The organism is Paenibacillus paridis (assembly GCF_006345825.1).
Lineage (GTDB): Bacteria > Bacillota > Bacilli > Paenibacillales > Paenibacillaceae > Pristimantibacillus > Pristimantibacillus paridis.
On the sequence record NZ_VCIX01000092.1, the window covers coordinates 661767 to 687800 of the forward strand.

The 26034-nt window shown below is 47.4% G+C and carries 24 protein-coding genes; 22 read left to right on the forward strand and 2 right to left on the reverse strand.

All coding sequences use genetic code 11. From position 1 onward, the window contains the following. Positions 1 to 8: 8 nt before the first annotated feature. The 13 genes from FJQ58_RS24750 (at position 9) to FJQ58_RS24810 (ending at position 14836) form a co-directional block, all read left to right on the forward strand. Positions 9 to 1292 carry a glycoside hydrolase family 125 protein gene (locus FJQ58_RS24750; RefSeq protein WP_238404435.1) on the forward strand — a complete coding sequence of 428 codons (1284 nt, stop codon included), beginning with the start codon at positions 9 to 11 and terminating at the stop codon, positions 1290 to 1292. A 15-nt stretch (positions 1293 to 1307) separates the two neighbouring features. Next, positions 1308 to 2912, forward strand: a complete 1605-nt coding sequence (locus FJQ58_RS24755; RefSeq protein WP_139997460.1) for an alpha-amylase family protein — start codon at positions 1308 to 1310, stop codon at positions 2910 to 2912. A 33-nt stretch (positions 2913 to 2945) separates the two neighbouring features. Then, entirely contained in the window at positions 2946 to 3800 is an 855-nt protein-coding gene (locus tag FJQ58_RS24760) for an AraC family transcriptional regulator (protein ID WP_162341761.1), read from the forward strand. A 76-nt stretch (positions 3801 to 3876) separates the two neighbouring features. Next, the gene (locus FJQ58_RS24765) at positions 3877 to 6066 is read left to right on the forward strand and encodes a glycoside hydrolase family 88/105 protein (protein ID WP_139997462.1); all 2190 of its coding nucleotides are present in this window, start codon (positions 3877 to 3879) and stop codon (positions 6064 to 6066) included. A gap of 264 nt (positions 6067 to 6330) precedes the next feature. Beyond that, positions 6331 to 6912 (forward strand): TetR/AcrR family transcriptional regulator, encoded by a 582-nt coding sequence (locus tag FJQ58_RS24770; RefSeq protein ID WP_139997463.1) that lies wholly within the window; start codon positions 6331 to 6333, stop codon positions 6910 to 6912. 116 nt (positions 6913 to 7028) lie between these two features. After that, a complete protein-coding gene (locus FJQ58_RS24775; RefSeq protein ID WP_139997464.1) occupies positions 7029 to 7658 on the forward strand; it encodes a DsbA family oxidoreductase in 630 nt (209 codons plus the stop codon). A 126-nt stretch (positions 7659 to 7784) separates the two neighbouring features. Next, positions 7785 to 8906, forward strand: coding sequence for an NADH-dependent flavin oxidoreductase (locus FJQ58_RS24780; RefSeq protein ID WP_139997465.1), 1122 nt, complete (start codon positions 7785 to 7787; stop codon positions 8904 to 8906). A 56-nt stretch (positions 8907 to 8962) separates the two neighbouring features. Beyond that, complete coding sequence (locus FJQ58_RS24785; protein ID WP_139997466.1) at positions 8963 to 10453, forward strand: DHA2 family efflux MFS transporter permease subunit; 1491 nt, start codon at positions 8963 to 8965, stop codon at positions 10451 to 10453. A gap of 54 nt (positions 10454 to 10507) precedes the next feature. Beyond that, positions 10508 to 11227, forward strand: coding sequence for a DsbA family oxidoreductase (locus FJQ58_RS24790; protein ID WP_139997467.1), 720 nt, complete (start codon positions 10508 to 10510; stop codon positions 11225 to 11227). 211 nt (positions 11228 to 11438) lie between these two features. Further along, on the forward strand, positions 11439 to 12014 hold the full coding sequence (locus FJQ58_RS24795) for a LysE family translocator (protein WP_139997468.1): 576 nt from the start codon (positions 11439 to 11441) through the stop codon (positions 12012 to 12014). A 24-nt stretch (positions 12015 to 12038) separates the two neighbouring features. Continuing rightward, positions 12039 to 12815, forward strand: a complete 777-nt coding sequence (locus tag FJQ58_RS24800; protein ID WP_139997469.1) for an AraC family transcriptional regulator — start codon at positions 12039 to 12041, stop codon at positions 12813 to 12815. Positions 12816 to 12987: 172 nt separating this feature from the next. Continuing rightward, a complete protein-coding gene (locus FJQ58_RS24805; protein WP_139997470.1) occupies positions 12988 to 13590 on the forward strand; it encodes an RNA polymerase sigma factor in 603 nt (200 codons plus the stop codon). Further along, the gene (locus tag FJQ58_RS24810; protein WP_139997471.1) at positions 13517 to 14836 is read left to right on the forward strand and encodes a DUF4179 domain-containing protein; all 1320 of its coding nucleotides are present in this window, start codon (positions 13517 to 13519) and stop codon (positions 14834 to 14836) included. The genes FJQ58_RS24805 and FJQ58_RS24810 overlap by 74 nt, the downstream gene beginning before the upstream one ends. Before the next feature lie 80 nt (positions 14837 to 14916). On the opposite strand, the gene FJQ58_RS24815 is transcribed toward FJQ58_RS24810, so the two are convergent. Beyond that, positions 14917 to 15321 carry a CBS domain-containing protein gene (locus tag FJQ58_RS24815; protein ID WP_139997472.1) on the reverse strand — a complete coding sequence of 135 codons (405 nt, stop codon included), beginning with the start codon at positions 15319 to 15321 and terminating at the stop codon, positions 14917 to 14919. Positions 15322 to 15492: 171 nt separating this feature from the next. Further along, on the reverse strand, positions 15493 to 16038 hold the full coding sequence (locus tag FJQ58_RS24820) for a DUF1697 domain-containing protein (RefSeq protein ID WP_139997473.1): 546 nt from the start codon (positions 16036 to 16038) through the stop codon (positions 15493 to 15495). 612 nt (positions 16039 to 16650) lie between these two features. Here FJQ58_RS24820 and FJQ58_RS24825 point away from each other — a divergent pair. From FJQ58_RS24825 to FJQ58_RS24865, 9 genes are all read left to right on the forward strand, one after another. Continuing rightward, positions 16651 to 17664 (forward strand): LacI family DNA-binding transcriptional regulator, encoded by a 1014-nt coding sequence (locus FJQ58_RS24825; RefSeq protein ID WP_139997474.1) that lies wholly within the window; start codon positions 16651 to 16653, stop codon positions 17662 to 17664. 18 nt (positions 17665 to 17682) lie between these two features. Then, positions 17683 to 18600, forward strand: a complete 918-nt coding sequence (gene rbsK, locus FJQ58_RS24830; protein WP_139997475.1) for a ribokinase — start codon at positions 17683 to 17685, stop codon at positions 18598 to 18600. Positions 18601 to 18750: 150 nt separating this feature from the next. Continuing rightward, complete coding sequence (locus FJQ58_RS24835; RefSeq protein WP_139997476.1) at positions 18751 to 20262, forward strand: sugar ABC transporter ATP-binding protein; 1512 nt, start codon at positions 18751 to 18753, stop codon at positions 20260 to 20262. Further along, positions 20259 to 21221 (forward strand): ABC transporter permease, encoded by a 963-nt coding sequence (locus FJQ58_RS24840; RefSeq protein WP_139997477.1) that lies wholly within the window; start codon positions 20259 to 20261, stop codon positions 21219 to 21221. The genes FJQ58_RS24835 and FJQ58_RS24840 overlap by 4 nt, the downstream gene beginning before the upstream one ends. After that, the gene (locus tag FJQ58_RS24845; RefSeq protein ID WP_139997478.1) at positions 21218 to 22162 is read left to right on the forward strand and encodes an ABC transporter permease; all 945 of its coding nucleotides are present in this window, start codon (positions 21218 to 21220) and stop codon (positions 22160 to 22162) included. The genes FJQ58_RS24840 and FJQ58_RS24845 overlap by 4 nt, the downstream gene beginning before the upstream one ends. A gap of 5 nt (positions 22163 to 22167) precedes the next feature. Beyond that, positions 22168 to 23196: an autoinducer 2 ABC transporter substrate-binding protein gene (locus tag FJQ58_RS24850; protein WP_139997479.1), complete on the forward strand. Its 1029-nt coding sequence runs from the start codon at positions 22168 to 22170 to the stop codon at positions 23194 to 23196. Positions 23197 to 23223: 27 nt separating this feature from the next. Continuing rightward, positions 23224 to 23733 (forward strand): ureidoglycolate lyase, encoded by a 510-nt coding sequence (locus FJQ58_RS24855; RefSeq protein ID WP_139997480.1) that lies wholly within the window; start codon positions 23224 to 23226, stop codon positions 23731 to 23733. A 39-nt stretch (positions 23734 to 23772) separates the two neighbouring features. Then, a complete protein-coding gene (locus FJQ58_RS24860; RefSeq protein WP_139997481.1) occupies positions 23773 to 25083 on the forward strand; it encodes an ArgE/DapE family deacylase in 1311 nt (436 codons plus the stop codon). 58 nt (positions 25084 to 25141) lie between these two features. Beyond that, positions 25142 to 25873 (forward strand): glutamine amidotransferase, encoded by a 732-nt coding sequence (locus FJQ58_RS24865; protein WP_139997482.1) that lies wholly within the window; start codon positions 25142 to 25144, stop codon positions 25871 to 25873. The last annotated feature ends 161 nt before the right edge of the window (positions 25874 to 26034 follow it).

Below are 26034 nucleotides of genomic sequence, written 5' to 3' on the forward strand. Positions count from 1 at the left end.
AGGAGTTTATTGAATTGAAGCTACCGCAATCGGTACACAGCTGGCTAACCGAGGCTGAAGAAAAGCTGGGGCATCGCCCCAAGCTTCTAGCCATGTTTAAGCAATGCTATCCGAACACGCTCAGCACGACGACCAAGCTGCTTGACGATGGCACAACCTTTGTTATTACAGGCGACATACCGGCGATGTGGCTCAGAGACTCCAGCGCGCAGGTTAAGCATTACCTAAGCCTATCGAAGGAAGACGCTGAGCTTCAGCGTATTATCGAAGGGCTGATTGCACGGCAAATGCAAAGCATCCTCATGGACCCTTATGCGAATGCTTTCAATGACAAGGATGGCAGGACGCAGGGGCATAAGGACAAGACCGAGCTTAGCCCGTGGGTTTGGGAGCGCAAATATGAGCTGGATTCCCTATGTTATCCGATTGAGCTCAGTTATTTGTATTGGAAAGCGACTGGCAGCACGAAGGCGTTCGATTATAGTTTTGAAGCGGCTGTGCGTGCCATTCTCCGGTTAATGCGAACCGAGCAGCGGCATGGCGAAGCGTCCAGTTACCGTTTTGAGCGAGTGGATGGTCCGAAGACGGATACGCTAGTGAATAACGGGCTTGGAACGCCGGTCAATTATACAGGGATGACCTGGAGCGGTTTCCGCCCAAGCGATGACGCTTGCACGTTCGGCTATTTGATTCCGGCGAATATGTTTGCCGTCGTTGTGCTAGGGTATGTGAAGGAAATCGCTGATGAGGTGTTTGGCGATGCTGATCTGGCGAGAATGGCCGAGGATTTGAGAGGGGAAATTGATCATGGCATTCAGACGTACGGGATCGTTGAACATCCGGTGTATGGGAAGATGTATGCGTATGAGACGGACGGATTTGGAAATCACAACCTGATGGACGATGCGAATGTTCCTAGCCTATTATCGATTCCTTATTTGGGCTATGCAGCCAAGGATGATCCGATTTATCTGAATACGCGCAAATTTGTCTTGAGTAAGGATAATCCTTATTACTATAACGGCACGTATGCAGCGGGCATCGGCAGTCCGCATACGCCTCCCAATTATGTATGGCCAATCAGCTTGACCATGCAGGCACTGACGAGCACGAATGATGCAGAAGTGGAATTATTGGTGGAGATGCTGCTTTCCACGGATGCGGGGACAGGCTTTATGCACGAAGGGGTTGACGTGAATGACCCTGAGCAATTTACGCGACCGTGGTTTGCATGGGCAAACAGCTTGTTTGGAGATTTAATTAGCCGACTGCTGCGCGATGGCAAGCTCTAAAGAAGGAGATCTGACATGAAATTTACGATTTTCGACCAGCCTGCAGCCGTGTTTATGGAAACCGAAAGCTGGGAGAGGCTGGAGCGGTCCAGTCTAAATGAATGGAGCGGCAGATCGGCTGTCATCTATGCGCAGCCGGACGACACTCACCCGGAATTGAAACTGTCGCTTGAAGCGAGCGATGAAGCAGTCAAGACGGTTCGCATTCGCTGGAATAGTCCAATTCAGACGCCGGTTACGCTGCTAAACGACCACTGGGAACGGGGCTACGGTGACCTAGGTTGGATAGGGCTTCAGCCGGAGCGGGTGCTTCCTTGGTATGTCCTTATGAAAGATGGATCAGCTACGAATGGCTTTGGTGTCAAGACCGGACCGGGCGCAATGTGTTATTGGCAGGTGGATTCGAGCGGCGTAACGCTGACTCTTGATGTGAGCTGCGGGAATCTTGGCGTTCAATTAGGTGCGCGCCGGCTCGAGATGGCTGTCCTGACAGAGCGAAGGGGAACGGATACGGAGTCGCCGTTTGAAGCTGCGCAGCAGTTTTGCCAGCAATTATGTGAGCGGCCGTTAATGCCCAAGTTTCCTGTATATGGCGGCAACAATTGGTATTATGCTTATGGCAAAAGCACCGCTGCACGCATTTTGGAGGACTCGCGATTTATTTCGATGCTTGCGGGAGAACAAACGAATCGTCCCTTTATGGTCATTGATGATTGCTGGCAGCAAGGTGCTGGCGTTACGGGGAACGGCGGACCATGGATTGGCAACCGCGATTTTCCGGATATGGCCGGGTTGGCCGCTCAAATGAAGCAAGAGGGAGTTAGGCCCGGCATATGGCTTCGGCCGCTACTGACGCATGAGAATGTGCCGGAGCATTGGATTCGCTATACGAAGGAAGGGCATTTCCTCGATCCGAGCGTGCCTGAGGTGCTGGACTACGTAGCTGAGTTTATCGGCCGGATGAATGAATGGGGCTATGAGCTGATTAAGCATGACTTTACGACGTACGACCTCTTTGGCGGGTGGGGCATGGACATGAAAAGCCGCATAAATAAGCTTCCATACACCTTCGCTGATCGTACAAGAACAAGTGCGGAAATTATTGCGGCTTTGTATGGAACTATAGCGGCTGCATCGAAGGACAGCTTAATTATAGGCTGCAATACGATCGGCCATTTGGCGGCAGGGAAGTTTGAAATCCAGAGAACCGGCGATGATACGAGTGGCCGTTCATGGGAGCGTACAAGAAGAATGGGCATCAACACGCTTGCTTTCCGGATGCCGCAGCATGGCGCCTTCTTCAGCCACGACGCCGATTGTGTGGGCATTACGCCGTACATGCCTTGGGAGCTGAATAAGCAGTGGCTGGATTTGCTGGCCAAGAGCGGAACGCCGTTGTTCGTTTCGGCGGACCCTAACGATTTGAACGCCGAGCAAGTCGCTGCGCTTAAAGCTGCATTTGCAGCAGCGGCTTTGCCCCAGAAAGTGGCGGAGCCCCTGGATTGGATGTTCAACCACTGTCCAGCAAGATGGAGGACAGCAGATGGCGACGAAACCTATGAGTGGACCGGCGGAGATCGTCTCCCGTTGTCAGATGAAGAAAATCATTGGTGGGTTTAGTTTAAAATTGCTTGAAGTAAAAGGGGGATGGGGATGGATGTAAGCAACCGGCAGGATCTGATCGATTGGCAATACCGGAAATCGGCTCCGGATGCGGACGATGCCTCCCATTCCCACAGCAATTGCGAGCTCTTTTATTTCCATAGCGGCAAGTCAGACTATTGGGTAGGCAACCATCGATATGAGCTGCAGCCCGGAGATCTGTTGATGATGCAAGGCATGACTTTGCATCGGCCGGATAGGAGCGCGCTTGCTCCTTATGTCCGGACGGTGCTTCATTTCGAACCCCGGATCATTCAATCGATGGTGGAAGGGCAAGCGGAAGAAGTGCCTTGGCCCGAGGTGCTCCGGCCTTTCTATGAGCTTCAGCATTGCCGGGTGCGGCTGAATCGAGTGCAGCGCTCCGAGACTGAGCGAATGTTAGCTGCCATGCAGAGGCATGGTGCGCGTGGCGATTTTGTCGGCCGCAGCCGGTTTCAGCTGGGCATGATGGACCTGCTGTACTGGGTTTATGATCTGTGCAGTCCATTCATCGTATCAGAGAAACAATGCTCTGAGCCGGAGCGTCATGTGCAGAGCGTCATCTCTTATATTGAAAGGTTTTATATGGAGGAGATCTCGCTGGATTTGCTGCAGGACAAGCTGCATTTAAATAAGTTTTATATGAGCAAGCTGTTTAAGGAACAGACGGGCATTACCATTATGAAGTATTTGTATAACCGCCGCGTGAATCAAGCGAAGGTGCTTTTTCTGGAGCAAAGGCAAATATCCGTAACGGAGACCTGCTACAGCGTAGGCTTCAAGCATGCCTCGCATTTCACGAAGGTATTCAAGCAGGTGTCAGGCATGACGCCGGAGCATTATAGGAAGCATTCGCATGGACGCTGATCATGAGGCGGGGCGCAGGCGTTCCACCCTTGCGGGGAGGGAACGCTTTTTTCTTACTTAGCAGGAGAGGAAGTATATGATGACAATACTGCGGAGGCATGACAGCAGATTTGAAAAAACAGGAGCGAATATTGAGCCGGCGCTGCTGGCACTCTCTAATCGTTACGTTGCGGAGCATCCGGCAGAGCCTTACGTTTACCGTGCTTTTAATCGTGAGGGCATTCAGCGTGCGGAAGATTTTCGATACCGCTTCAACCTGGATGAACGTTTCCCTAATGCGCGGACAGGACAGCATAGTTATGCATGGGGGAAAGTATGGAGTGACGCTGCAGATATGGAGCTGAATTGGTCCGTAACTGCATTTTGCCCGATGGAGATTTTCGTAAATGGCATTAGCGTCTTTCGATCGTTGCCGCATGAAGAGAATGAGAGGCTAACAAAGGGATGCCGTGCCGTGCTCGGCCATGGCTGGAATGATGTAGTCCTGAAATTCACTAAAACCCTCGCAGGGTTTGGCGGTGCATTCGGTACGTCCAATACGAAATGGGTCATTTACCATTCGGTTATTTCCTCGAATGAGCGGGACGGGCAGGAAGGCTGGCTGTACAGCGAGCCGCTTCAGCAGCCATTGCCTATGGATCAACTGCCAAGAGCTGGCCAATCCGAGAGGGGAGACAAGCTGAAATGGCACCCTAAGCTGGAGTGGCAGGCAGCGGAGCTGTCTGCATCGCCGATGACGCGCTTGTTCGGTGCTGCAGCCGCGCGGACGGGCTTCGCATGGACGCGGTTTCATCATCCGATCATTGCTGGCAGCTGCCGAATTAAGGGATTAACCGCTAGCGGCGTAACTATATTTATCGATGGGCAGAAGGTTTACCATTCGGATCAGCCGGGCGAGTTTGATGTGCCTGTTGCATTGACTTTTGGCGAGCATAACCTCATCCTCAAGCAAAAGGCGATGAGTGAATGGGGAGTAGAGGCAGCAGTTTGGATCGATGATCGAATCTTGCCTTTATCAAGCCCCCTTGCGGTTAATGGTGGCTTTGGCAACTGGCTGTATTTAGGTCCGTTCGATGAAATCCATGTTCCTAAGATTGACCAGCTGACTGAGCTTTATCTTCCTTACGAAGACGGTGTACTGGGAACCTATTGGAGAATGGACGCACCTGGCACATGGGTTCGGCCTTATATGGAAGCACCGTTATTCGGCAAATGGAACTATCCACTAGGCGTTACGCTGTATGGTCTGCTGGAAGCAGGAAGAACGCTTGGACGCGATGACCTTGTTCAGTATGTGAACGCACATGTGGGTCAGAGTACATCCTGGTACACGTATATGAAATGGGACCAACAGCAGTATGGTTCTCCAGGCATATTACACCCTATAGCTCATATCGACAGCCTTGACGATTGTGGTTCCTTTGGCTCCGTGATGCTGGAGGCTTTCAAGGGGAATATCCAATTGCCTGGCGCAGAGCCGTTTGCTCATGAAATCGGACACTATATGGCGCATGTACAAGAGAGGCTGCATGACGGAGCCTTCTACCGCGAGCATCCTCATGGCGCCCATACGATATGGGCAGATGATTTGTATATGGCGGTGCCTTTCCTTTGCCGATATTATCAGTTAACGGGGGAGGAGTCTTATATCAGCGATGCGGCTAATCAATTTCTCTTGTACAAAAAATATTTGTTTATGCCCAAGACCGGTTTAATGTCCCATGTTTATGATTTTAAGCAGAATATGGCGACCGAAGTGCCTTGGGGACGCGGAAACGGCTGGGTGCTATTTTCCCTGTCGGAGCTGTTGACTGTTCTGCCCGCCGAACACCCGAAACGGGGAGAGCTTCTCGGCATGTTTCAAACATTAAGCGCCAGCTACCTTGCCTATCAGAGTGAGGAAGGGCTATGGCGCCAGGTTATGGATGATACGGATGCCTATTTGGAAACATCCTGTACGGCTATGTTTATCTATGCTTATGCCAGAGGCGTGCGCAGCGGCTGGCTTACAGAGGAGTCAATCTACACGGAAAGCGCGTACCTCGCGTGGGAAGGCCTAACACGGCACAGTATCGATGCAAAAGGAAACTTACACGGCGTCTGCCGAGGCTCGGGTTATTCCTTCTCCAGCTATTATTATATGTACGACCTGCATACGCAGCTTAACGATACGCACGGCATTGGCATTGTATTGTTAGCTGGGGTAGAAATGCTTCGACTGCAGGCATGGCTGCAAGAAAAAGAAAATCAGCTGATGAAAATTTGATTTAACTAAATTAGCAGTTATAAGCGATCGGTAAGCTGAATGGAGAATGTCAGATGGTCATTGACTAGCATGGCATTCTCCCTTTTTTAAGGATGCCGTAAGATTAACTTTTAACAGGAAGGGCATAATTATGATTTCACCAATGACGCTGCTCTATGTAAAAAGGACAAACCAATATTTAATTATGGACTTGTCGGTCCTTAATGGTGTATAGTATCTCCCAAGGACTTATATCTTAAATTTATGCGAAAGAGGTGATACTATTTGGCTAGACCACGCGTCTTTGATGAATCTTTGGTATTGAATCAAGCGATGAACGTTTTTTGGATTCATGGCTATGAAGCGACTTCGCTCAAAATGCTTCTTGAAGCAACGGGCCTTAGCAAAAGCAGCTTTTATGATTCTTTTGGCAGCAAACATGAGCTTTTTCTGCAAACCTTCAGGCTGTACCATAAGAACCGCATGGATATTTTAAATAAATACCTCTCCAGTGTTGAAAATCAATATCAAGGCATCGCAGATTTTTTTAACTCGAATGTGGACCGAGCTGCTGACAAAGTCGCCTTATCCGGCTGTTTGAGCGTCAACGAAGCCATCGAGCTAGCTCCGCATGACGAGAAATTTCGCGAGCTCGTGGAAGAAGATTTTCAAACGGTAGAGGATGCTTTTTTTGAAGCGATTAGGAAAGGAAAGCAACAAGGTTCCATCACTTCAAAGGATGATGAACGCGTGTTGGCACGTTTTTTGGTAGTGAGCTTGCACGGTTTACATGTGATGGCCAAAGCAGAAAGCAATCAACAGCGTATTATTGACGCGATTTCTATTGTCTTAAAAGCGCTTCTGTAAGTTGGTTTAATTATAAAGAGATAGGCAACCATATTTTTTTGATAGTTTCGGACCTTTTGGTCCAAATCCTAATGATACTGGGTTTGGAAAAATAACGCTATATCGGAGGGTAAACGATGAAAGTTGAAGTGTGGTCTGATATCGCATGCCCGTTTTGTTATATTGGCAAACGTAATTTAGAAGGAGCATTGGAACAATTCGCTCACCGTGATGCTATCGAAGTTGTATATCGCAGCTTTGAGCTCTATCCTGATGCGCCGCTTGAGATCGATCAAAGCTTCGTAAATGAAGCCTTGGAGAAGCAAGGCATGACGACCGAGCAACTGCAAGCGAAAAAACGCAAAATGACAGAGCTTGGCCGTACGGTAGGCATTGATTATCAATGGGAACAGCAGGTTCAAACGAATATGTTTGATGCGCACCGGCTGACACACTTTGCCGCTCAATTTGGAAAACAAGTGGAAATGACCGAGCGCTTGTTCAAAGGGTATTTTTCCGAAGGCAAACATCTTGGCAATCACGAGATGCTGGCCGGCATGGCGGATGACATCGGATTGGACCGCTCTGCAGCACTTGCTGCGATGAAGAGCAAGGAATTTGTATCAGAGGTGCGAGAGGACGAACAGATGGCTGGGCAGATGGGCGTACGCGGTGTGCCATTTTTCGTGATTGACCGTAAATACGCGATCTCGGGCGCCCAACCGGTCGAAGTATTCCTTCAAACCTTGGAGAAAGCTTACCGCTAAGCTTCTAATCTTCTGGAGCCGTTTGTTTCTGGTATGGACATAAAATTTTTTTGACAATTAAGGACCGATAGGTCCGTAATTGGTGAACAGATATAAAATAACATTTATGAAAAGAGGCCAATCCAAATGAAACAACAATATCAACCAATCTTCCAATCCTTTGTGCTGCCATCTGGCGTCGAGCTTAAAAACAGGGTGCTTATGGCCCCAATGACGAATTCCTCCTCAAATGAAAAGGGGGAGGTAACACCAGAGGAGCTGGCTTATTACCGGGCGCGGTCAGGCGGCGTTGGAGCCGTGATTACGGCATGCGCTAACGTATTGCCAGGAGGGCAAGTGTTCAAAACGGCAATTGGAGCAGATCAGGATACCCAAATTCCGGGCTTGAAAAAATTAGCGGAAACCATCAAAGTAGATGGCGCGAAAGCTATTTTACAGCTATTTCATGCAGGAAGAATTGGGGATCCTGAACATTCGGAGGATGGAGAGCTCTTGAGCGCCAGTGCAGTTGCTGCCGAACGGGATGGAGCTGCCATTCCTAGAGAAATGACGGAGACTGAAATTCAGCGTATGATCGAAGCTTTCGGAGAGGCAACGCGAAGGGCGATTGAGGCAGGATTTGATGGCATAGAGATCCATGGCGCGAACGGTTATCTTGTACAACAGTTCCTTTCCCCGCATTCCAATCGAAGAACGGATCAATGGGGAGGCACGCCTGAGAAAAGAATGGCATTCCCGCTTGCGGTAATCAACAGCGTGAAAAAAGCGATTGCCGCTTACGCCAAAACCCCCTTCGTGATCGGTTACCGATTCTCGCCAGAAGAAAAAGAAGAGACGGGGTACGACGTAGCGTATATGCTTCAATTCGTTGACGTACTTGCTGAACAGAACCTGGATTACCTTCATGTCTCCCTTAGGGAATTTTGGCAAGGCTCCTTTAGAGAAGAACAAGATACGGAGCCTACAATTGCGCTAGTTCAAAATCTTGTAGGATCACGCGTTCCGGTCATGGGGGTTGGCGGTCTTTCTTCCCCTCAAGAGGTTGTCGCTGCTCTGGATACCGGTGTTCCATTACTCTCCCTAGGCCATGCGTTAGTTATGGAGCCGCAATGGGTCGAGAAGGTTGCGAATGGCGAAGAAGCGGAGATTAGAACAACACTGCCTAGAGCAGACCAACGTGAGTTGGCCATTCCTGATCGATTTATGAAGGATTTAGGAAAGTTTCCGGGCTGGTTCCCAATCGTTTAAATCTTCGAAGAAAGCATTATACAAAATAAGCTTATCATTAGAATGGAGGGAAAGAGATGACTGATAAATCAATACCCGCAGCAGCGGAAGCGCCATTTTCCATACGCACAATTCTCGGACCCCTAGTTGCCATTATTATTGGAATATTCATGGTTATTTTAGATGGTACGGCCATTAACGTTGCCCTGCCCAAGCTTCAGGAAGAATTTGAGCTATTGAATTTGTCCTTGGTGCAATGGACAGTGATTGGCTATGCGCTTGCACAGGCCGCCGTAATTCCTCTGGCTGGCTGGTTATCGGATCGATTCGGAGCCAAGAAAGTATTCTTGATCTCCGTAGCGCTATTTACAATCGGTTCATTGCTTTGCGCTTTAGCCATTAACGTAGAAACACTGATTGCTTTCCGAATTGTTCAAGGGTTAGGCGGAGGCGTAGTCGTTCCTATTGCAATGGCGTTCATCTATCGTTTATCCCCGCCTGGCAAAGTGGGAACCGTTATGGGGATGCTGGGCATTCCCATCTTGCTTGGACCTGCACTTGGTCCTGTAGTAGCAGGCTGGTTAGTGGAGTATCATAGTTGGCAGTGGATTTTTCTTATTAATTTGCCAATCGGCGTATTGGCTATTTGGATCGGAATCCGAAAGCTTCCTAACATTGAACGCCAAGCGGTTGCTTCGTTGGATTTGCTTGGGATGATCCTTGGGCCGATCGCATTTGCCGCGCTTGTTTTTGGGGTTTCGCACGGAGGAATCGATCCCATCTCAGGCCAATCTACGTGGACGGATCCAGAAGCGCTCATTGGGATGGGCGTAGGCATTGCAGCCTTGATTTTATTCGTATTGGTAGAGTTAAGACACAAAAGCCCGCTGTTAGAGCTGCGAATTTTCCGTTCCAGCAATTTTACGATCGGAATTATCCTGCAATGGATTGCCCAAATTGCGATGTTTGGCACCATGTTCCTTGTTCCGTTGTTTCTGCAGCAGGCGCATGGGTACAGTCCTCTAGAGACGGGATTGATTATGCTTCCACAAGCGCTGACCTCCGCTTTATTTTTGCCCATTGGAGGGAAATTATTTGACCGATTCGGGGTGCGGCCGCTTGTCATCGCCGGAATGGCATTGACGAGCGTAGCTACCTTGCTGCTGTCCAATATTTCCGGTGACTCGGGAGTTGGGGCGGTCATCCTGCCGCTTGCCTTGCTAGGAGCAGGCATGGGATTGTTCCTGCTGCCGTTGAATAATCACCTTATACAAGCTGCACCGCAAAACTTGGTGGGACGCGTAACCTCGCTTACAAATGCTGCGCAGCAGGTGATGATGTCATTTGCCATCGCTATTCTGATGACCATTTCCACGACGAAGATGCTGAATCTGATGATTACGGATGGCAAGCAGAAGCCAGACGTGGATCTCTATGCATCGTCATTTGGCTATACGTTCTTAATTGTGCTTGGCATTGCAATCGTGGGAGGCCTGCTTGGTTTATTTCTGAAGAAACCCGCGAAAGTGGAAGGCGCTGAAGAAGTTCAAATGATGATTGGCCATTAAATGTAGATAGCAAGAAAAGGCGGCCTGATTATACAAATACCGGAGGTGCAGGTCATGAAAGTGGAGATTTGGTCGGATTATGCTTGTCCGTTTTGCTATATAGGAAAAAGCAAGTTTGAGCTCGCTTTAGAGCGTTTTGCCCATAAAGAAAAAATTGAGACGGTATTTCACAGCTTCGAGCTTGATCCCAGAGCAGATCCTCATTCGGGAAAAAGCACATACCGCATGCTGGCAGACCGCTATGGGATGAGTATGGAGAAGGCGAAGCAGGCAACCCTTAGTGTCACGGAGCAAGCTGCCGCCGCTGGTTTAGCGTTCCATTTTGACAAGACGGTACCAACCAACACATTCGATGCGCACCGGGTCGTGCATTTGGCTGCGAAACAAGGCAAAGACAAGCAGATGGCCGAACGGTTGTTCAAGGCTTATTTCACAGATGGCGAGAACATTGGCGACCGTGATCACTTGTCTTCTCTAGCTGCCGAAGTTGGGCTTGATGCGGCAAAGGTAGTAGAAATGCTGGAATCCTCCACATTCAAAGAGTCGGTTCGAGAAGAAGAGCAGAGGGGAAGCGCACTGGGCATTCAAGGGGTTCCTTTCTATTTAATCAACGGCAAGTATGCCGTTTCCGGCGCACAATCGCCAGAGGTATTTCTCGAAATGCTGACCAAGGCTTGGGATGATAAGCATCCAGCCATCATCCAAGTGAATGACGAAGATGCGGATGCCATATGCAGAGATGGATCTTGCACGCTAGACGTCCCAAAATCCTAATCGATAGGAAGGACTTTGATTCCTCGTTTCAACCTACACCACAGAAGCCCCGATCTCCTGAGATCGGGGCTTCTGTGTGCGAATTAAAGGAAGGCATGATGTTTTTGCCACATAGAACCATAGCGTAATCCTCACAATTTCTGCAATAATGTACTATAGACATTTCATAATAAGATGTAGGCTGTGAGAAGAGCTTGAAAGGAGTTTTCTCATGGATGTTACATCTTTTTTGATTTATTGCACGATAGCTACATTTACGCCCGGGCCTACCAATATCGTCATTTTATCCACGGTGCATCATGCAGGTGCCAAGAAGGCAATGAACTATACGTTTGGAGCAACCATTGGTTTTGCCTTATTGCTTGTTATTTCAGCATTGTTAAATACGATCCTCATGGCGATTCTGCCGAAAATAATTTTAGTGATGCAGATGATTGGAAGCGGCTATATGCTTTACCTTGCTTACCAAATTTATAAACGGGATGCATCCAAGACAGCTTTAAACCAAACGGCGACCTTTCTATCAGGCTTTCTTATGCAGTTTTTAAATCCAAAGGTCGTGTTGTTTACGTTGACTGTCATTCCAGCCTTTATCATGCCCAGCCATGACTCAAATACGGGGATTGCTTTGGGGATTATATCCATCACGCTAATAGGTTTTTTGGCGTTTATGACATGGGTTCTTTTTGGGGCGGTCTTCAAAGCCTTTATACACAAATACAATAAGACCTTTAATCGATTGATGGCGTTATCTCTCGCTTACGCTGCAATCGTGATTTGGATGTAGAAAAGCGATGAAGAGGTGGATGGAATGAACAAATTTATTTATCGAAAATCGGCTGGAATTACGGCGCTGTCGGCAAGCATGACTGATTTTTCATATAAAAAGCACGCCCACCAGGAGTATGCCATGGGAGTAACATTACGGGGGATACAAGAGTATCATTTGGATGGCAGTTTACAGCTATCCTATGAGAATGGCGTGATGCTGTTTAATCCCGAGCAGGCCCATGACGGAATGGCACATGATCAGACAGGCTTGGATTATGTCATGATTTATATAGAGCCGCAATTGCTGTTGGAGGTTATGGAGAAAAAGGATATCGTACGTTTTCCAAAGCCTATTGTGTATGACGATCGACTTAGACAAGGGATAGTTCGCCTCTCCCATGCCATATTAAGCGGACAAGACGAGGCCTTGTGCAGTGAATGGTTTGTATCGCTTGCAGATCGCCTTGTCCAAACGGAGCTTTCCTCTGATAATAAGACGGATAATGCTCTGTTAAACAAAGCAAAGGATAGGATTCATGCGAATTTGGAACAGGTACTGAAACTTGACGAGATTTGCAACGAGCTTCATTTGTCCAAGTTTAAGTTTATTCGATTCTTCAAGGCACATACCGGAATTTCGCCTTATCAATATTTTCTAAACTGCAAAATCGAACGCGCAAAGCAGCTAATCGAAAAAAATAAAGATATTTATGCTGCAGTCGCTGCATGTGGTTTTGTTGATTTAACTCATTTAAATAAACATTTTAAAAGCGTTTATGGGACAACAGCGTTTGAGTATATGCTACATATGCATTGAGGAGCAAATAGAAAAAAGCGCAAAAAATCGGATACAGCATGATTGATTTTATCTCCCTCCGCAATCTCCTAGGGACAGAGAAACTTCCCTGTGGCTTGGTTGTGGAGATTTTTTTTCGCAAAATGAACTTTAAAAGCCTCTGCAAGCTCTTATCTATGAAAGGGATGAGAACATGAATATAAGCCGTCTTGTCAAACAAGCCCAAAAAGGCAACAAGGAAGCTTTATTACAACTAATTCTAGCCGATCAGGACGCTTATTATCGCCTCGCTTACCGTTATATGAGAAATGAGCATGACGCGATGGATGCGATGGAAGATATGATTGTTACGCTTTATGAGAAGCTGGATCAATTGCAAAAGGCAGAAGCCTTCTACAGCTGGAGCAAAACGATTCTTGTCAACCGCTGCAAAACATTGCTTCGCAAGCAGGAACGATTTCTTCCGTTGGGAGACGAGGAGGAGCCGTCGCTTGCTGCCATAACTGACGATAATCCTTATCGCCATATGGAGTCTGAGATGGACATGGAGGTGCTGCTCTCGCATCTGAATGAACGGCAGCGGGAAGCGATTGAGCTTCGTTATCTGCATGATCTGCCGTACCAGTCGATCGCGGACATGACCGGAGCGCCGGTTGGCACAATCAAATCAAGAATTTCGCAAGGCATTCAAAAATTGAAAACGATGATCGGAGGTGATCGTTATGACAACGATCGAGCAGAAATTACTGGAGCACAAACAGAACTTAACTATCGTCCAGGCACCAGCAGAACTTGAGGGCCGGCTGCGAAAGGCGCTGGGACATGTCGGAGCCCAAAAAAGAAACGGAAACCGAGCGAAAATATGGACAGCTTCAGCTGCCGCTGCTCTTCTTCTGGTCGTTGGAACTTATCAATACCCTGCTTTTGCGTATTACGGAGGAAAGCTGTTCAATAAAATCGAGCTAAGCTCTCTGAGCTTCTCCGAAGTCGCGGAGAATGGCTACGGACAAACCGTCAACAAAAGCGAGACGCTAGATGATGGCACTGTCATTACGATTAACGGGGTTATCGCAGACGATAACGCTTTGCTCATGTACTATAGCATTGATCGACAGTCAGGCTCCGTATTTGCGGACAATGGATCGCTTCGCTACGGCGTCGGTCAAATGAAAGGGTTTTTGACGGATTCAGACCCGAGAGAGGGAAGCGGCAATCATAACGATGACGAGACGCGGTTCGAGGGCGTATATAAATTTGAGACGGTCAGCCCATTCTCGCGAACCCTAACGGTTACGTTCAGCGAGTGGTTAGCAAGCGGAGAAAAGGCATCCTATCCGATCTCCTTCAAATACGAAGCCAATAAAGCGATGAAAAGCATACTGAAAGAAGACATTTCAAAATCCGTTTCAGTCGATGAGGGAAAAGTCTACTATGACTCAATTACGGCTTCGCCAACCTCTACCATCGTGAAGGGGCATTTTGAAATGGATGATCAGGGATATCCGAGATTTCCAGGCAGCACAAAGCTATATGTGAATGGATCAGAAGTGAAATCATGGGGAATGCAGTCGGATCGTTCGGCGCATAAAGGCATGCTGGGCTTCGAGCTTGAATTTGATGTGCTTCCGACAGACGGGGTGAAAACCATTGAGCTCGTACTCGAAAATTTCACAGGATACCAGAAAATAGAAGAACCTATTTCCCTTGCTTCACCATCGGACTTATCTTTTAAGATTGGAGATGAGAAGCTATGGATTCGCAGCGTAACAAAAACCGAAACAGGGTATGATATCGTTATCGCGAGAAAACAATTTACAATCTTGGACACAGAACATTTATCCGTTCAAGCAGGTGAGCGTGTCGTTCCCGTAGCATCGATTTCCCCATCGCGTCCATGGGATTTGAAAAACGGCAATATCATGTGGGAGCAAACGTATTCGTTTAACGCCGTCGAGGAGCCCGAGAGCCTATTGGCGGAAGGATTTCGCTATATTAAAACCTACGACAAGACGATAACTATCCCAGTAGCGGTAAAAAAATAGAATCATCTGTTTGTAAATAACAAGACTAAGGCTGCCATTGAAAGGCAGCCTTAGTCATTCTCGAAATGAAGCATTGCCAGCTAATCCGCAATATTCCGGGTATAGTATTCAATAATGTCTTTGCGGCGAATAATGCCAAGGAAGACACGGTCCGCATCTACGACTGGAACGAAGTTCTGGTCAGCCGCCAGCGCCAGCATATCATCCAAATCGGCGTTAATCTCGACGCATTCGACCTTCATCCGTTTTTTGATGGAGATCACTGGAATTTCGTGCATGTTATCAAAGCTTAGGCCTGGTGTTGACTTTAGCTTCCATAACAAATCTCCTTCGGATAACGTTCCAAAATATAAACCGTTGTCGTCCAAGATCGGAATGGCGGTATAGTGGCTTGCCTCCAATTTATCCATGACTTCTTTCATATGAGAAGATGTCGTGAGGTAAGAGACCTCATTCTTGGGATATAGAAATGATTTGATATCCATTGAATCACGCTCCTTTGGTATATTAAAGCATATTTCGGCGCGTGGCGCATGTGGAAGTGACTGGCATGAAGCTTTACAATATCGATATAATGCTGTAAGGCTCGATACCCTAACCATCATATAAACCATTAAGGGTGAATTGAAGCGATAATTTGTAGCAAACGTAGGGAATTACTGCTCGACTGCTTTCATCAGCTCGTATATTTTGCGCGCCGTATTGACGTTCCGAACCGTTACACGTTGATAGAGCTTAGTGCCAATAATTTTGCTCATGCCGCTTTTTCCTGCATGCTCTTTGTCAAATGACCAAAGGATAGCGCCGTTGACGTAAATCACGCGATCAATATCGGGTTTGATGATCAGTTTCTCAATTACAGACTCCTCATTAACATCATCCCATAAATAAAGCACGTCGCTTTTCATGCTTGGATCATTTATCCAGTGAGCGGGAAGGGCATCCATGATCGTCTGAACGGCATCTAACGAACGAATCATTACTTTAATGGGTAAGCCAAAGTCACGGAGAATGGCCTCTTCAAGCAATTCGGAGAGCTGCTCTGTTGATCTGGTATCATCCGTAAAAATTATGTTTCCCGTATTGATGTAGGTTATGACCTGATTCAAACCAGCTTTTTCAAAAGTAACTTTGAGCTGTTTCATGTCTATTTTATTGTTGCCGCCAACGTTAATTCCTCTCAATAATGCAACATAAACCATCGTCATTCCTCCAGCTATAAAATGAAATTCTCTTCTGCTTTTTTCATTCATTCTTGTTTATTCAATGATACTAAAGACGTTAGGTACTTTCTAGTCTAATTACAATCCTGATTTCAATGGCATGATTGCTTTACACACCAGTAATGGTTTGGAAAAGGGAGGGATTGCGGAAACGTTTTCGCAACTATTCTCGCATAAAGGATGCTTATTCGAAGCAGTATGTTGTCTGTGGTTTTTTTAAAAAAGAGAGATAAGGATCAGGGATAAGGGTGATTATGTGAGGAAACCTACAAAAACAGAGGATTAAATCACAATATTTTTAGTTTTATGTTAGTTATAGTTACGTTGTTTCACGGATAATTATTCGGATTCAATATGTAATCGCTTTAAAATAACGCGACCGTGTCATGTTTTAAAAATGGAAACGCTTTATTTATTATTTTTTTAAAAATAACTATTGAAATCTGATTCCGCTTGTACTAATATGAAGTTAGAAATTGCGTAAACGGTTTAGCAACTCAATCTAAAGGTTAAGCGGATATCGTTTATGATGAAATGATTAAAGATGAGAAAACGTTATGACAAAGAATACTTAAAGGATTGGAGGTAGCTATGACAGGCAAGGAAATCACAATAAAAGACGTAGCCAAGCACGCAAACGTATCTGTAGCTACGGTATCCCGAGTGATGAACGGGCGGGACCGTGTAAGTGATGCGACGCGAAAGAAAATATTAAAGATCATCGAAGAGCTAAACTTCGTGCCCAATACTATGGCCGCATCTATGGTTAACAAAAAGACCAATATGCTTTCCGTCGTTGTGCCGGAGATTCAGAATCCTTTTTACACCGCTGTTATTGGAGGCATGGTAGAGGTAGCCAAAAATGCAGGCTTCTTCACGCTTGTCGTCTCTACAAATGAGGATGAGGCAGAAGAGGCAGAGTTTTTTGAAAGCTTTCTCGGAAAAAACGTAGATGGCATTATTTTGATCGGCACGCACAAGGATGCAGAATTTTATCGCAATATCCGTAAACCAACCATTATGGTGGATCGCTATATTAATGATTGCGGGCATGATGGCGTCTTGATCGATAATTTTCGCGGGGCTTACGAGGCGACCAAACATTTTGTGGAATATGGGCATGAACGAATTGCCATTATAGATGGAGCGCATCATTTTAATGACGGCAAGGATCGTTATTGGGGCTATCATCAGGCCATGCATGAAAGTGGGCTGATCCCTGATCCTAAGCTTCATAAGCAGGGGAGCTGGCTGGAGGAGGACGGCTATCGGTTTACGGTGGAGCTTATGCAATCCGAACAGCCGCCTACCGCCATTTTTGCAGCCAACAATGTTATCTGTACTGGGGCAATAAAAGCGTTTCGGGATTTGAATCTCCGCATCGGAGAGGATATTTCATTGATCGGTTTCGATGAAAATGAGCTTGCTCAGTTTGTACAGCCTAGAGTTACGGTTGTTGGCAGACCAACAAGAGAAATGGGAATCCAAGCGGCTGAAATGCTCATCCAAAAGATCAAGGAAGCGCCGAAAGAGCAGACGAAGCTGAAAAAAATGATATTAGATGTTGAATTGATGAAATTCGGCTCGGTAAAGAAGCTGAACTAATCATACGGGAGGACAGCTATGGCGAATATATTGGTCGTCGGCAGCATGAATATGGATATTGTCACGAAGGTCGAGCGTCATCCTTTTCCTGGAGAAACTATTCAAGGCAATGCAACTACCTTTTACATTGGGGGCAAGGGTGCAAATCAGGCGGTTGCCGCCTCACGCTCCGGGGCATTCGTAACGATGGCCGGAGCGCTAGGTACAGATTCCTTCGGAATGGATATAAGCAAGCGTTTGGCGGAAGCCCAAATTGAGCTTGGTTGTGTGGTGAGGAAACCGGTGATGACAGGCATTGCATTGATCACGATTGATCAAGCAGGCGAGAATAACATCATTTTATCTGCTGGCGCTAATGAGGCTTATGGCGAAGCAGATGTGGATAAACTAGAGCTATTGGAATACGATATCATTTTATTGCAAAATGAAATATCTAGTGCTGCGATTACAAGAGTGCTGGACCGAGCAGCCGAGGCTAACATTCCAGTATTCATGAACCCGGCACCGATTGCCGGCTTTGACGCCGATCAGCTAAGGAAGGTGAGCTTCTTGATTCTAAATGAGCTGGAAGCGGAAGAACTGAGCGGTATCCGGATCCAGGACATCAACGGGGCACGACAAGCGGCGAAACAAATGCTTGAAGAAGGCATTCCTCATCTTATTATTACGCTCGGCAGCAAGGGTTCGCTCTATATGGACCAAGCTGGCATGCATGTTGAAATGCCCGCCTTCACGGTAGCTGTCGTGGATACAACAGCAGCAGGCGATACGTTCATCGGAGCTTTCGCTGCAAAATATGCAGAGGGAGTAGAGATCAAGGAAAGCCTGCATTATGCGACAGCAGCTTCGGCACTTGCCGTATCAGCGGCCGGTGCACAAAGCTCGATTCCGACTGAAGAACAGGTAAGCGCATTTCTGGCAAGTGTAAAATTTTAGTCCGATAAGGCTCTTATTTCGTATCATATACGGGGTTTCTTTCTTTGAAAGGAATCCCTATAGCTCAAGACTTTGATTCATTAACGCTGAGTCTTATTAAAGTTGTCTAAAAAGGGCTGTAGCAAGTCAAGATGAAGAGGAGGTCCAAAGATGAGGCATCCGGTTTTGACAATGGAAGGAATCAGCAAGGAGTTTCCAGGAGTAAAAGCACTGTCCGATGTCAACTTTGAACTGTATCCAGGTGAGGTTCATGCACTCATGGGGGAGAACGGAGCGGGGAAATCTACGCTAATGAAGGTTTTATCTGGCGTCTATTCAGCGACCCAGGGAAAGATCAAGCTGAAGGGCAAGGAAGTGACCTTCGGCAACCCACTAGATGCCCAGCGGCAAGGAGTATCGATTATCCATCAGGAATTCAACTTATTCTCTAATTTATCTGCTGCGGAAAATATATTTATCGATCGGCCTGAGATGACAAGCAGGTTTGGACGAATACAGTGGTCAAAAATGTTTGACGAGGCGCAGCGTCTGGTTGATTCCATTGGAGGCGGCGAAATCGATGTCCGCAAGGAGGTTCGCCATCTTGGGGTTCATAGCCAGCAAGTTATCGAGATTGCCAAAGCGCTCTCCTTTCAAGCCGATGTATTGATTATGGATGAGCCATCGGCCGCTTTGCCAGAAAACGAAGTGAAGAAAATGTTTGAGGTCGTCAACCGCTTGCGGGCACAAGGCGTAGCCATCGTGTATGTATCCCATCGCATGAAGGAAATTTTCGAGATTGCGGATAAGGTGACGGTCCTGCGGGATGGCACCAAGATCGATACCCGAAGCATCGATGAGGTAACCGAGCAGAGCCTCATTCAAATGATGGTTGGCAAAGAGGTTAACCAGCTGTATCCGGTACGCAAGCAAGAGCATGGGGAAAAGGTTGTGCTGCAGGTGAATCAACTGTCGCTTGATTCCACTCACCGTATCTCCTTCGAACTGCGAAGGGGAGAAATTCTAGGCTTGTTCGGTGTTCCGGGCTCCGGCTCGCATACCATTGCAGAGCGCCTATTCGGATTGAAGCGGGGAACGGGTGAAATTATTATCAACGGCACCTCAGTTAGAATCAATAGTCCTAACGAAGCCAAAGCCAAACGGATAGCTTACGTCCCGCCAGATCGTCATCGACAGGGCATTATTAAACCGATGTCGATTCGGCAAAATTTGTCGCTCCCCATACTTCCCGAGCTTTCCAAGGGTATCGTAATGGATCGTGCCCGGATCGAGCAAATGAGCGGCGAGTATATGGAGAAGCTTCGGATTAAAGCGCCTAGCGATCAGCAGAGCGTAGACTTTCTGAGCGGGGGCAATCAGCAGAAGGTTGTCATCGGCAAATGGCTTGCAGCCAAACCGGAAATTCTAATCCTGGAAGAGCCGACGCGAGGCGTTGATGTCGGGGCGAAGGCAGAGATTTACAACATTATTCATCAACTCGCGGAGGAAGGGCTGAGCATCTTGCTGATTTCTTCCGAAATGCCGGAGGTCATTGGACTGAGTGACCGCATCTTGGTGCTATACAAGGGTGAGGTCGTGCATGAATTCGCACATGGCGAGGCTGATCAGGAGCAATTGCTGCAGCGAGCTTCACATCCACGCCTAGAAGGAGGCACTGTATGAAACGCCTATTGAATGTGCATGAAGCGCCTATCATTGTATTTACGATTCTTGTCATTGTGTTGTTTTCGATTATTTCGCCCGATTTTTTTCAATTTGATAATATTCGGCTGATTCTCGACCAGAATATCTCCATGTTTATTGTAGCGATTGGAATGACCATGGTTATCCTTTTGGGAGGGATGGATTTATCGGTTGGCTCTGTTCTGGCAGTAACAGCAACCTCTGTCGGGCTGTTTCTCAGCCATGGCATCCATCCGTGGATTGCAGCTTTCATGGGAATCGTTATAGGGGTTCTGTGCGGGATGGTCAATGGTTATTTTATAGCGGTGAGGAAGATTCCGGACATTATTGTTACGTTAGCCACCATGTATATTTTCAGAGGTATTGCGGTTGGCATTAGCGGAGGAACCTGGATGACCAACTTTCCGGATGGGTTTCGCTACTTCGGACAAGGTACGCTGCTTGGCCTATCCTTTCCTTTGTTAACAGCCATTCTTCTTATTGGTATCTTCATCTACTTGCTTAAATTCACTCGGATGGGCAGACGAATCTACGCGATTGGAGGGAATGGCTCCGCAGCCAAGCTTGCGGGTATTAGCGTGGCGAAATCCAAGTTTATGGTGTACGTACTAACAGGCTTGCTAGTTGGGGTGGCCTCGGTCATTTTTGCCTCCAAGGTAGGCAGCGTGCAAGCCTCAACAGCGGGAAACAGTTTATCATTTGAAGTGATGGCAGCGGTTCTGATCGGCGGCGGAAGCATATTTGGCGGTATCGGTACCGTAGCGGGAACGATGCTGGGCGTACTCTTTATGGGCATTATTAAAAACGGACTGATTATCTCTAAGGTGTCTCCGTTCTGGGTAGATGCTACGACCGGTTTTCTGATTATTCTGGCAATTGTTATTAATACGCTGCAGCGCATCCGTCAAAACAAAGGCAAAGAGGGTGATTTGGTATGAGTGCATGGACAAGCCAGTTCTCGCTCAAGTCAAATAAACTAGTGGTTCAGTTGGTTTTGCTGATCTTTATTCTCGTTCTGTTCAGCATCTTGTCTCCCTACTTTCTGTCCGTCACGAACTTCATGAACGTGTTGAACCAGATGGTCGAGGTGGGCCTGATCGCGATCCCTATGACGATGATTATTATATCCGGCGCCATGGATCTCTCGGTCGGCTCGATTCTAGCATTTTCCGCCGTATGCATGGGCGTTGCATTCGAGCGTGGCATTAATATTTGGGTCAGCATGGGGATTGGCTTGCTGGCAGGAGTATTATGCGGAGCAGTTAACGGCTATTTAATTGCGAGGCACCGGATGCAGGCGATCGTCGTCACCATCGGGATGCTGGTCATGCTTCGAGGTCTCGTTTACGTCATTAATGAAGGCAGGCCGATCAGCGGCTTCCCGGATTCCTTTTACTTTTTGGGTCAGCAGTATATCGGAGGAGTACCGTTTAACGCAATATTCCTTGTGGTGATGTTCCTGATAGCCAGCTTTGTCATGAAGAAAACAAGATTCAGCACCTATGTGTATGGGATTGGGAATAATGAAGAAGTCGTCCACTATTCCGGCATTTCAGTGGTACGCATCAGATTCATTCTCTTTATGCTTAGCGGTTTATTTTCGGCTTTGGCGGGTGTATTCCTGATGTCTCGTCTAGCAAGTGCAGAGGCGACTTCGGGTACCAATATAGAGCTAGATGTTATCACAGCTACTTTGATAGGAGGCACGCATATTTTTGGGGGAAGGGGGAGTCTTGCAGGGACCTTTGTTGGGCTGCTGATCATTGTGTTTTTGCGAAATGGCTTGAATTTGCTCGGCGTTTCAGTGCTTTACCAAGCGGTTATCCTAGGTGCGCTGCTTCTGCTTGCTGTAGGAAACAAAAAATTCAATGGAGTGTGAAACCTATGAAAAAACTAGCTTTGGCGTTACTAACGGGTGTATTGGCTTTGAATTTGGCGGCTTGCGGAAATACGAGTAGTAATGCCGGTGGCGATAACAATGGCGGATCTTCCTCATCGGGCAAAAGAACGTACTTTATGAATCCAAAGTCGATCGGTCCAGCCTACTGGGCAGCAGCAGAGAAGGGAGCCAAAAAAGCTGAGAAGGATTTGAACGTAAGTGTGCTGTTCAACGCTCCGACTGAAGCGGATTCTGCCAAGCAAATTAATATGATTCAAGATATGCTGACACGCAAGGTGAGCGGAATCGGCGTATCGCCTAACGATGCGAAAGCCGTAGGGCCAGTATTCAAGAAGGCGGCCAGTCAAGATGTCAAAATTGTTACGTGGGACAGCGATGCTCCAGAGACCGACCGTCAATATTATGTAGCGCCTGGAACAGATCAAGAGGTTGGAGAACTGCTTGCCAAAACGATTGGCGAAGAGATTGGCGGTAAAGGGCAGGTAGCGTTCATGGTAGCCGGACTGGGCTCCCAAAACCAGATTGCCAAATCCGATGCGGCAAAAGCTTATTTTGCGGCTAACTATCCCGAGGTGGAGGTCGTTACGACCGTTGCTAGCGACGATGATCAACAGAAGGCGTATGCCAATGCGCAAAACCTGATCAAAACATACCCCGATTTGAAAGGGATTATCGGATTTGCAGGCGGTGAACCGCCGGCAGCTGCAGAGGTTGTAGAACAAGCCGTGAAGGCAGGTACTTTAGAGAAAAACCAGATTGCCATAACAGGTATTGCCGTACCAAGTGTAGTGAAAAATTACATCAAAAATGGCACCATCAAAACAGATATTATTTGGGATCCAGGCAAGCTTGCCTATGTTACAGTTTATCTTTTGGATCAATTGGCGCAGGGCAAAGAGATTACGGATGGCATGGAAATTCCGTCGGTAGGCACGATCAAGGTTGATGGGCAAAATGTATTTATCGGAACGCTGGAAGTCACCAATGAAAATGTAGACAGCTTTGATTTCTAATTATCCCCTTTCTAGGAGGCAGTTTAAATGGAACATAAGGTGCTTATCGAAGATTTGACGGAGAAGGCCTTTGCGCCCTATGGCAAAGTGATTGATTTGCCGGCGAGTGAGCCTTCCAAAGCCGGAGACGGATGGGATTGTTGGAGCTATATTGAAATGTTGGATGTTACAGAGCCTATCGGTTTCGGACTCGTGGTCACCAAGCGGCGTGAATTCGTCGTAACGGCAATGGAGAGGCATGTTAGTCGGGAAGAATTGCTGCTTACCTTTGACCGTGAGATTGTACAGCCCGTAGCAAAATGTATCGACATTGAAGATCCGGAGGAGCATCCTGATTCCTCTACCGTCAAGTGTTTCAGAATTAAGCCTGGACAAGCCATCGTAATCAACCGGGGGGTCTGGCATAGTCCAGCCTACCCGGCTTCCGAAGATGCCAGGTATCTGTTTGGGATCGAGAAGAAGAAGGATAAGTTTGGGGATGAAATGATTAATCCGTGGGTTAATTTTGCCGGCGGACGTACCGTTCGATTCGAATAAGAGAGCAGGCATAACTACTGCGAAGAAGGAGCATCAGCTATGAACCAAGAACAGCAAGTGATGAAGTGGATCGAAAGCCATCAAGATGAAATCATTCAATTTTTACAGCAGCTCATTCAAATTCCAAGCGTTAACCCTTGGTTCTTCGATGAACCAGCCCCCTCCAAAGAAAAAGAGCTGCAAGAGTTTCTTGCCGGTAAGCTGGCGGGCCTAGGCGCCGATATCGAGATGTGGGAGCCGGTTGCCGATGAATTGAAGCAATACGAAGGCATGGCGGGTTATTATCCGGGGAGAGATTTCTCAGGCCGGCCCAATCTGGCAGCAACGTTCGGCCAAGGAACGGCTGGCAAGTCCCTGCTTTTGTTCGGTCATATTGATGTCGTAATGGCAGGCACAAAATGGACGGTCGATCCGTTCGAAGGCAAGATTATCGATGGGAAAATGTATGGCCGAGGCACTGTCGATATGAAAGGCGGCGTCGCGGCGATGATTATGGCTGTCGAGGCGATTCTGCGCAGCGGCTTTAAATTGAAAGGGCCCGTCGTTGTAGGAACCGTGGTCGATGAGGAAGCCGGAGGCATGGGCGCGCTTGATTTCATTCACCATGGCTACCGGGCGGATGCGTGTATACTGACAGAGCCAACCTCGCTAACTATCGCCCCGCTGTGCAGAGGTATTTTATGGGGGAAAATTAGGATCCAAGGCCGCAGTGGTCATATTGAAATGCCGCAAGCGGATTATCAGGATGGCGGAGCGGTAGATGCGATTAAAAAAGCGAGATATATTTTGGAGCATTTGGACCGCTTAAATGAAGAATGGGCAGAAAGCAAGACGCATCCTTATTTGTCTATTCCTTGCCAGGTGCATGTAGCGCAATTAAACGCCGGGGAGTATCCAACCTCCTTCGCGAATGAAGCGGAAATCGTATTTAATGCCCAGTACTTGCCGTCCGAACGCGATGAGAAGCTGGTAGGCGGCAATGTGAAGAAGGAATTGACCGACTTTCTAAGGAAGGTGGCCGAATCCGATCCGTGGCTAAGCGAGCATATGCCGGAAATCGTATGGATGGTGGATGCAGACTGTGCAGAGACCGATGTCTCCCATCCATTCGTTCAGACTTGTGTACAATCTCTGAAGGCGATTGGAGAAGAGGGGAAAATTGAAGGTCTCGGCTTCCATACCGATATGGGCTGGCCGGTGAACGTAGGCATTCCGACCGTCAACTTTGGTCCGGGCGACCCTAGCCTCGCCCATCACAGCGATGAGTTTACGCCGGTAGATGAAGTGATTCAGGCGGTCAAGATGATTGCCAAAACGATTGTTGATTGGTGTGAAATTGAAGAAGCCTAAGGCTGGACAAAATGGTCGAAACGACCTTGCGATATAAATATACGGAGGTGCTTAATCAATGAAGATCTTATTTATTGGAGAATCCTGGATCGTGCATATGATTCATACGAAAGGTTATGACAGCTTTACCTCAACTAAATATGAGGAGGGAGCGACGTATTTGTTGTCCTGTTTGCGTGAGCAGGGCATCGATGTCACCTACATGCCAGCGCATGAGGTGCAGGTACGCTTTCCGCAATCATTGGAAGAGCTCAAAGCCTATGATGCGATCGTGCTTAGCGATGTAGGCGCGAATACGTTCCTGCTGCAAAACCCTACCTTTTATCAGATGCAAATTATTCCAAATGCTCTTGAGCTAATGAAGCAATATGTTGCTGAAGGCGGCGGTTTACTAATGGTTGGCGGCTACCTGACCTTCATGGGTATTGAAGGAAAAGCGAATTATAAAAATACGGTTTTGGCAGAAGTTCTGCCGGTTGTCATGACGGATCATGATGATCGCGTTGAAATGCCAAGCGGCTTCTCGCCAGCTGTCTCGAAGTCCCATCCACTAGTAGATGATTTAGGAGAATGGCCAAGGCTTCTGGGCTATAATAAGCTCTCAGCCAAGTCGGATGCAGAGGAACTGCTAAGCCATGGTGGCGATGCCATTCTGACCGTGGGAACCTATGGCAAAGGAAAGACGGCGGCTTTTGCAAGTGATTGCTCTCCGCACTGGGGTTCGCTGGAATTTATGAATTGGGAGCATTATTCGGCGTTTTGGTCTAATCTCATGAAATATTTAAAATAAACGAAGCAATCCTTTATCCGAATGAGTATAACGATAGCGCCTGCTGGCTCCAAGCCAGCAGGCGTTATTTTTATAGCTGCAAGCTGCTGCCTTTATTTTCTAATAAGCGCATAGGGCAAAAACGATTGGAGCATATTAATTTAAACTACAGTTAACCAAAT

What these genes read in the sequence shown, in the direction of transcription:
- FJQ58_RS24815 (WP_139997472.1), bottom strand. Translation starts at nt 15,321, where the DNA reads ATGGATATCAAATCATTTCTATATCCCAAGAATGAGGTCTCTTACCTC.
- FJQ58_RS24790 (WP_139997467.1), top strand. Translation starts at nt 10,508, where the DNA reads ATGAAAGTGGAGATTTGGTCGGATTATGCTTGTCCGTTTTGCTATATA.
- FJQ58_RS24850 (WP_139997479.1), top strand. Translation starts at nt 22,168, where the DNA reads ATGAAAAAACTAGCTTTGGCGTTACTAACGGGTGTATTGGCTTTGAAT.
- FJQ58_RS24805 (WP_139997470.1), top strand. Translation starts at nt 12,988, where the DNA reads ATGAATATAAGCCGTCTTGTCAAACAAGCCCAAAAAGGCAACAAGGAA.
- FJQ58_RS24860 (WP_139997481.1), top strand. Translation starts at nt 23,773, where the DNA reads ATGAACCAAGAACAGCAAGTGATGAAGTGGATCGAAAGCCATCAAGAT.
- FJQ58_RS24845 (WP_139997478.1), top strand. Translation starts at nt 21,218, where the DNA reads ATGAGTGCATGGACAAGCCAGTTCTCGCTCAAGTCAAATAAACTAGTG.
- FJQ58_RS24755 (WP_139997460.1), top strand. Translation starts at nt 1,308, where the DNA reads ATGAAATTTACGATTTTCGACCAGCCTGCAGCCGTGTTTATGGAAACC.
- FJQ58_RS24795 (WP_139997468.1), top strand. Translation starts at nt 11,439, where the DNA reads ATGGATGTTACATCTTTTTTGATTTATTGCACGATAGCTACATTTACG.
- FJQ58_RS24865 (WP_139997482.1), top strand. Translation starts at nt 25,142, where the DNA reads ATGAAGATCTTATTTATTGGAGAATCCTGGATCGTGCATATGATTCAT.
- FJQ58_RS24840 (WP_139997477.1), top strand. Translation starts at nt 20,259, where the DNA reads ATGAAACGCCTATTGAATGTGCATGAAGCGCCTATCATTGTATTTACG.
- FJQ58_RS24780 (WP_139997465.1), top strand. Translation starts at nt 7,785, where the DNA reads ATGAAACAACAATATCAACCAATCTTCCAATCCTTTGTGCTGCCATCT.
- FJQ58_RS24760 (WP_162341761.1), top strand. Translation starts at nt 2,946, where the DNA reads ATGGATGTAAGCAACCGGCAGGATCTGATCGATTGGCAATACCGGAAA.
- FJQ58_RS24800 (WP_139997469.1), top strand. Translation starts at nt 12,039, where the DNA reads ATGAACAAATTTATTTATCGAAAATCGGCTGGAATTACGGCGCTGTCG.
- rbsK (WP_139997475.1), top strand. Translation starts at nt 17,683, where the DNA reads ATGGCGAATATATTGGTCGTCGGCAGCATGAATATGGATATTGTCACG.
- FJQ58_RS24835 (WP_139997476.1), top strand. Translation starts at nt 18,751, where the DNA reads ATGAGGCATCCGGTTTTGACAATGGAAGGAATCAGCAAGGAGTTTCCA.
- FJQ58_RS24810 (WP_139997471.1), top strand. Translation starts at nt 13,517, where the DNA reads ATGACAACGATCGAGCAGAAATTACTGGAGCACAAACAGAACTTAACT.
- FJQ58_RS24785 (WP_139997466.1), top strand. Translation starts at nt 8,963, where the DNA reads ATGACTGATAAATCAATACCCGCAGCAGCGGAAGCGCCATTTTCCATA.
- FJQ58_RS24820 (WP_139997473.1), bottom strand. Translation starts at nt 16,038, where the DNA reads ATGGTTTATGTTGCATTATTGAGAGGAATTAACGTTGGCGGCAACAAT.
- FJQ58_RS24765 (WP_139997462.1), top strand. Translation starts at nt 3,877, where the DNA reads ATGATGACAATACTGCGGAGGCATGACAGCAGATTTGAAAAAACAGGA.
- FJQ58_RS24775 (WP_139997464.1), top strand. Translation starts at nt 7,029, where the DNA reads ATGAAAGTTGAAGTGTGGTCTGATATCGCATGCCCGTTTTGTTATATT.
- FJQ58_RS24825 (WP_139997474.1), top strand. Translation starts at nt 16,651, where the DNA reads ATGACAGGCAAGGAAATCACAATAAAAGACGTAGCCAAGCACGCAAAC.
- FJQ58_RS24855 (WP_139997480.1), top strand. Translation starts at nt 23,224, where the DNA reads ATGGAACATAAGGTGCTTATCGAAGATTTGACGGAGAAGGCCTTTGCG.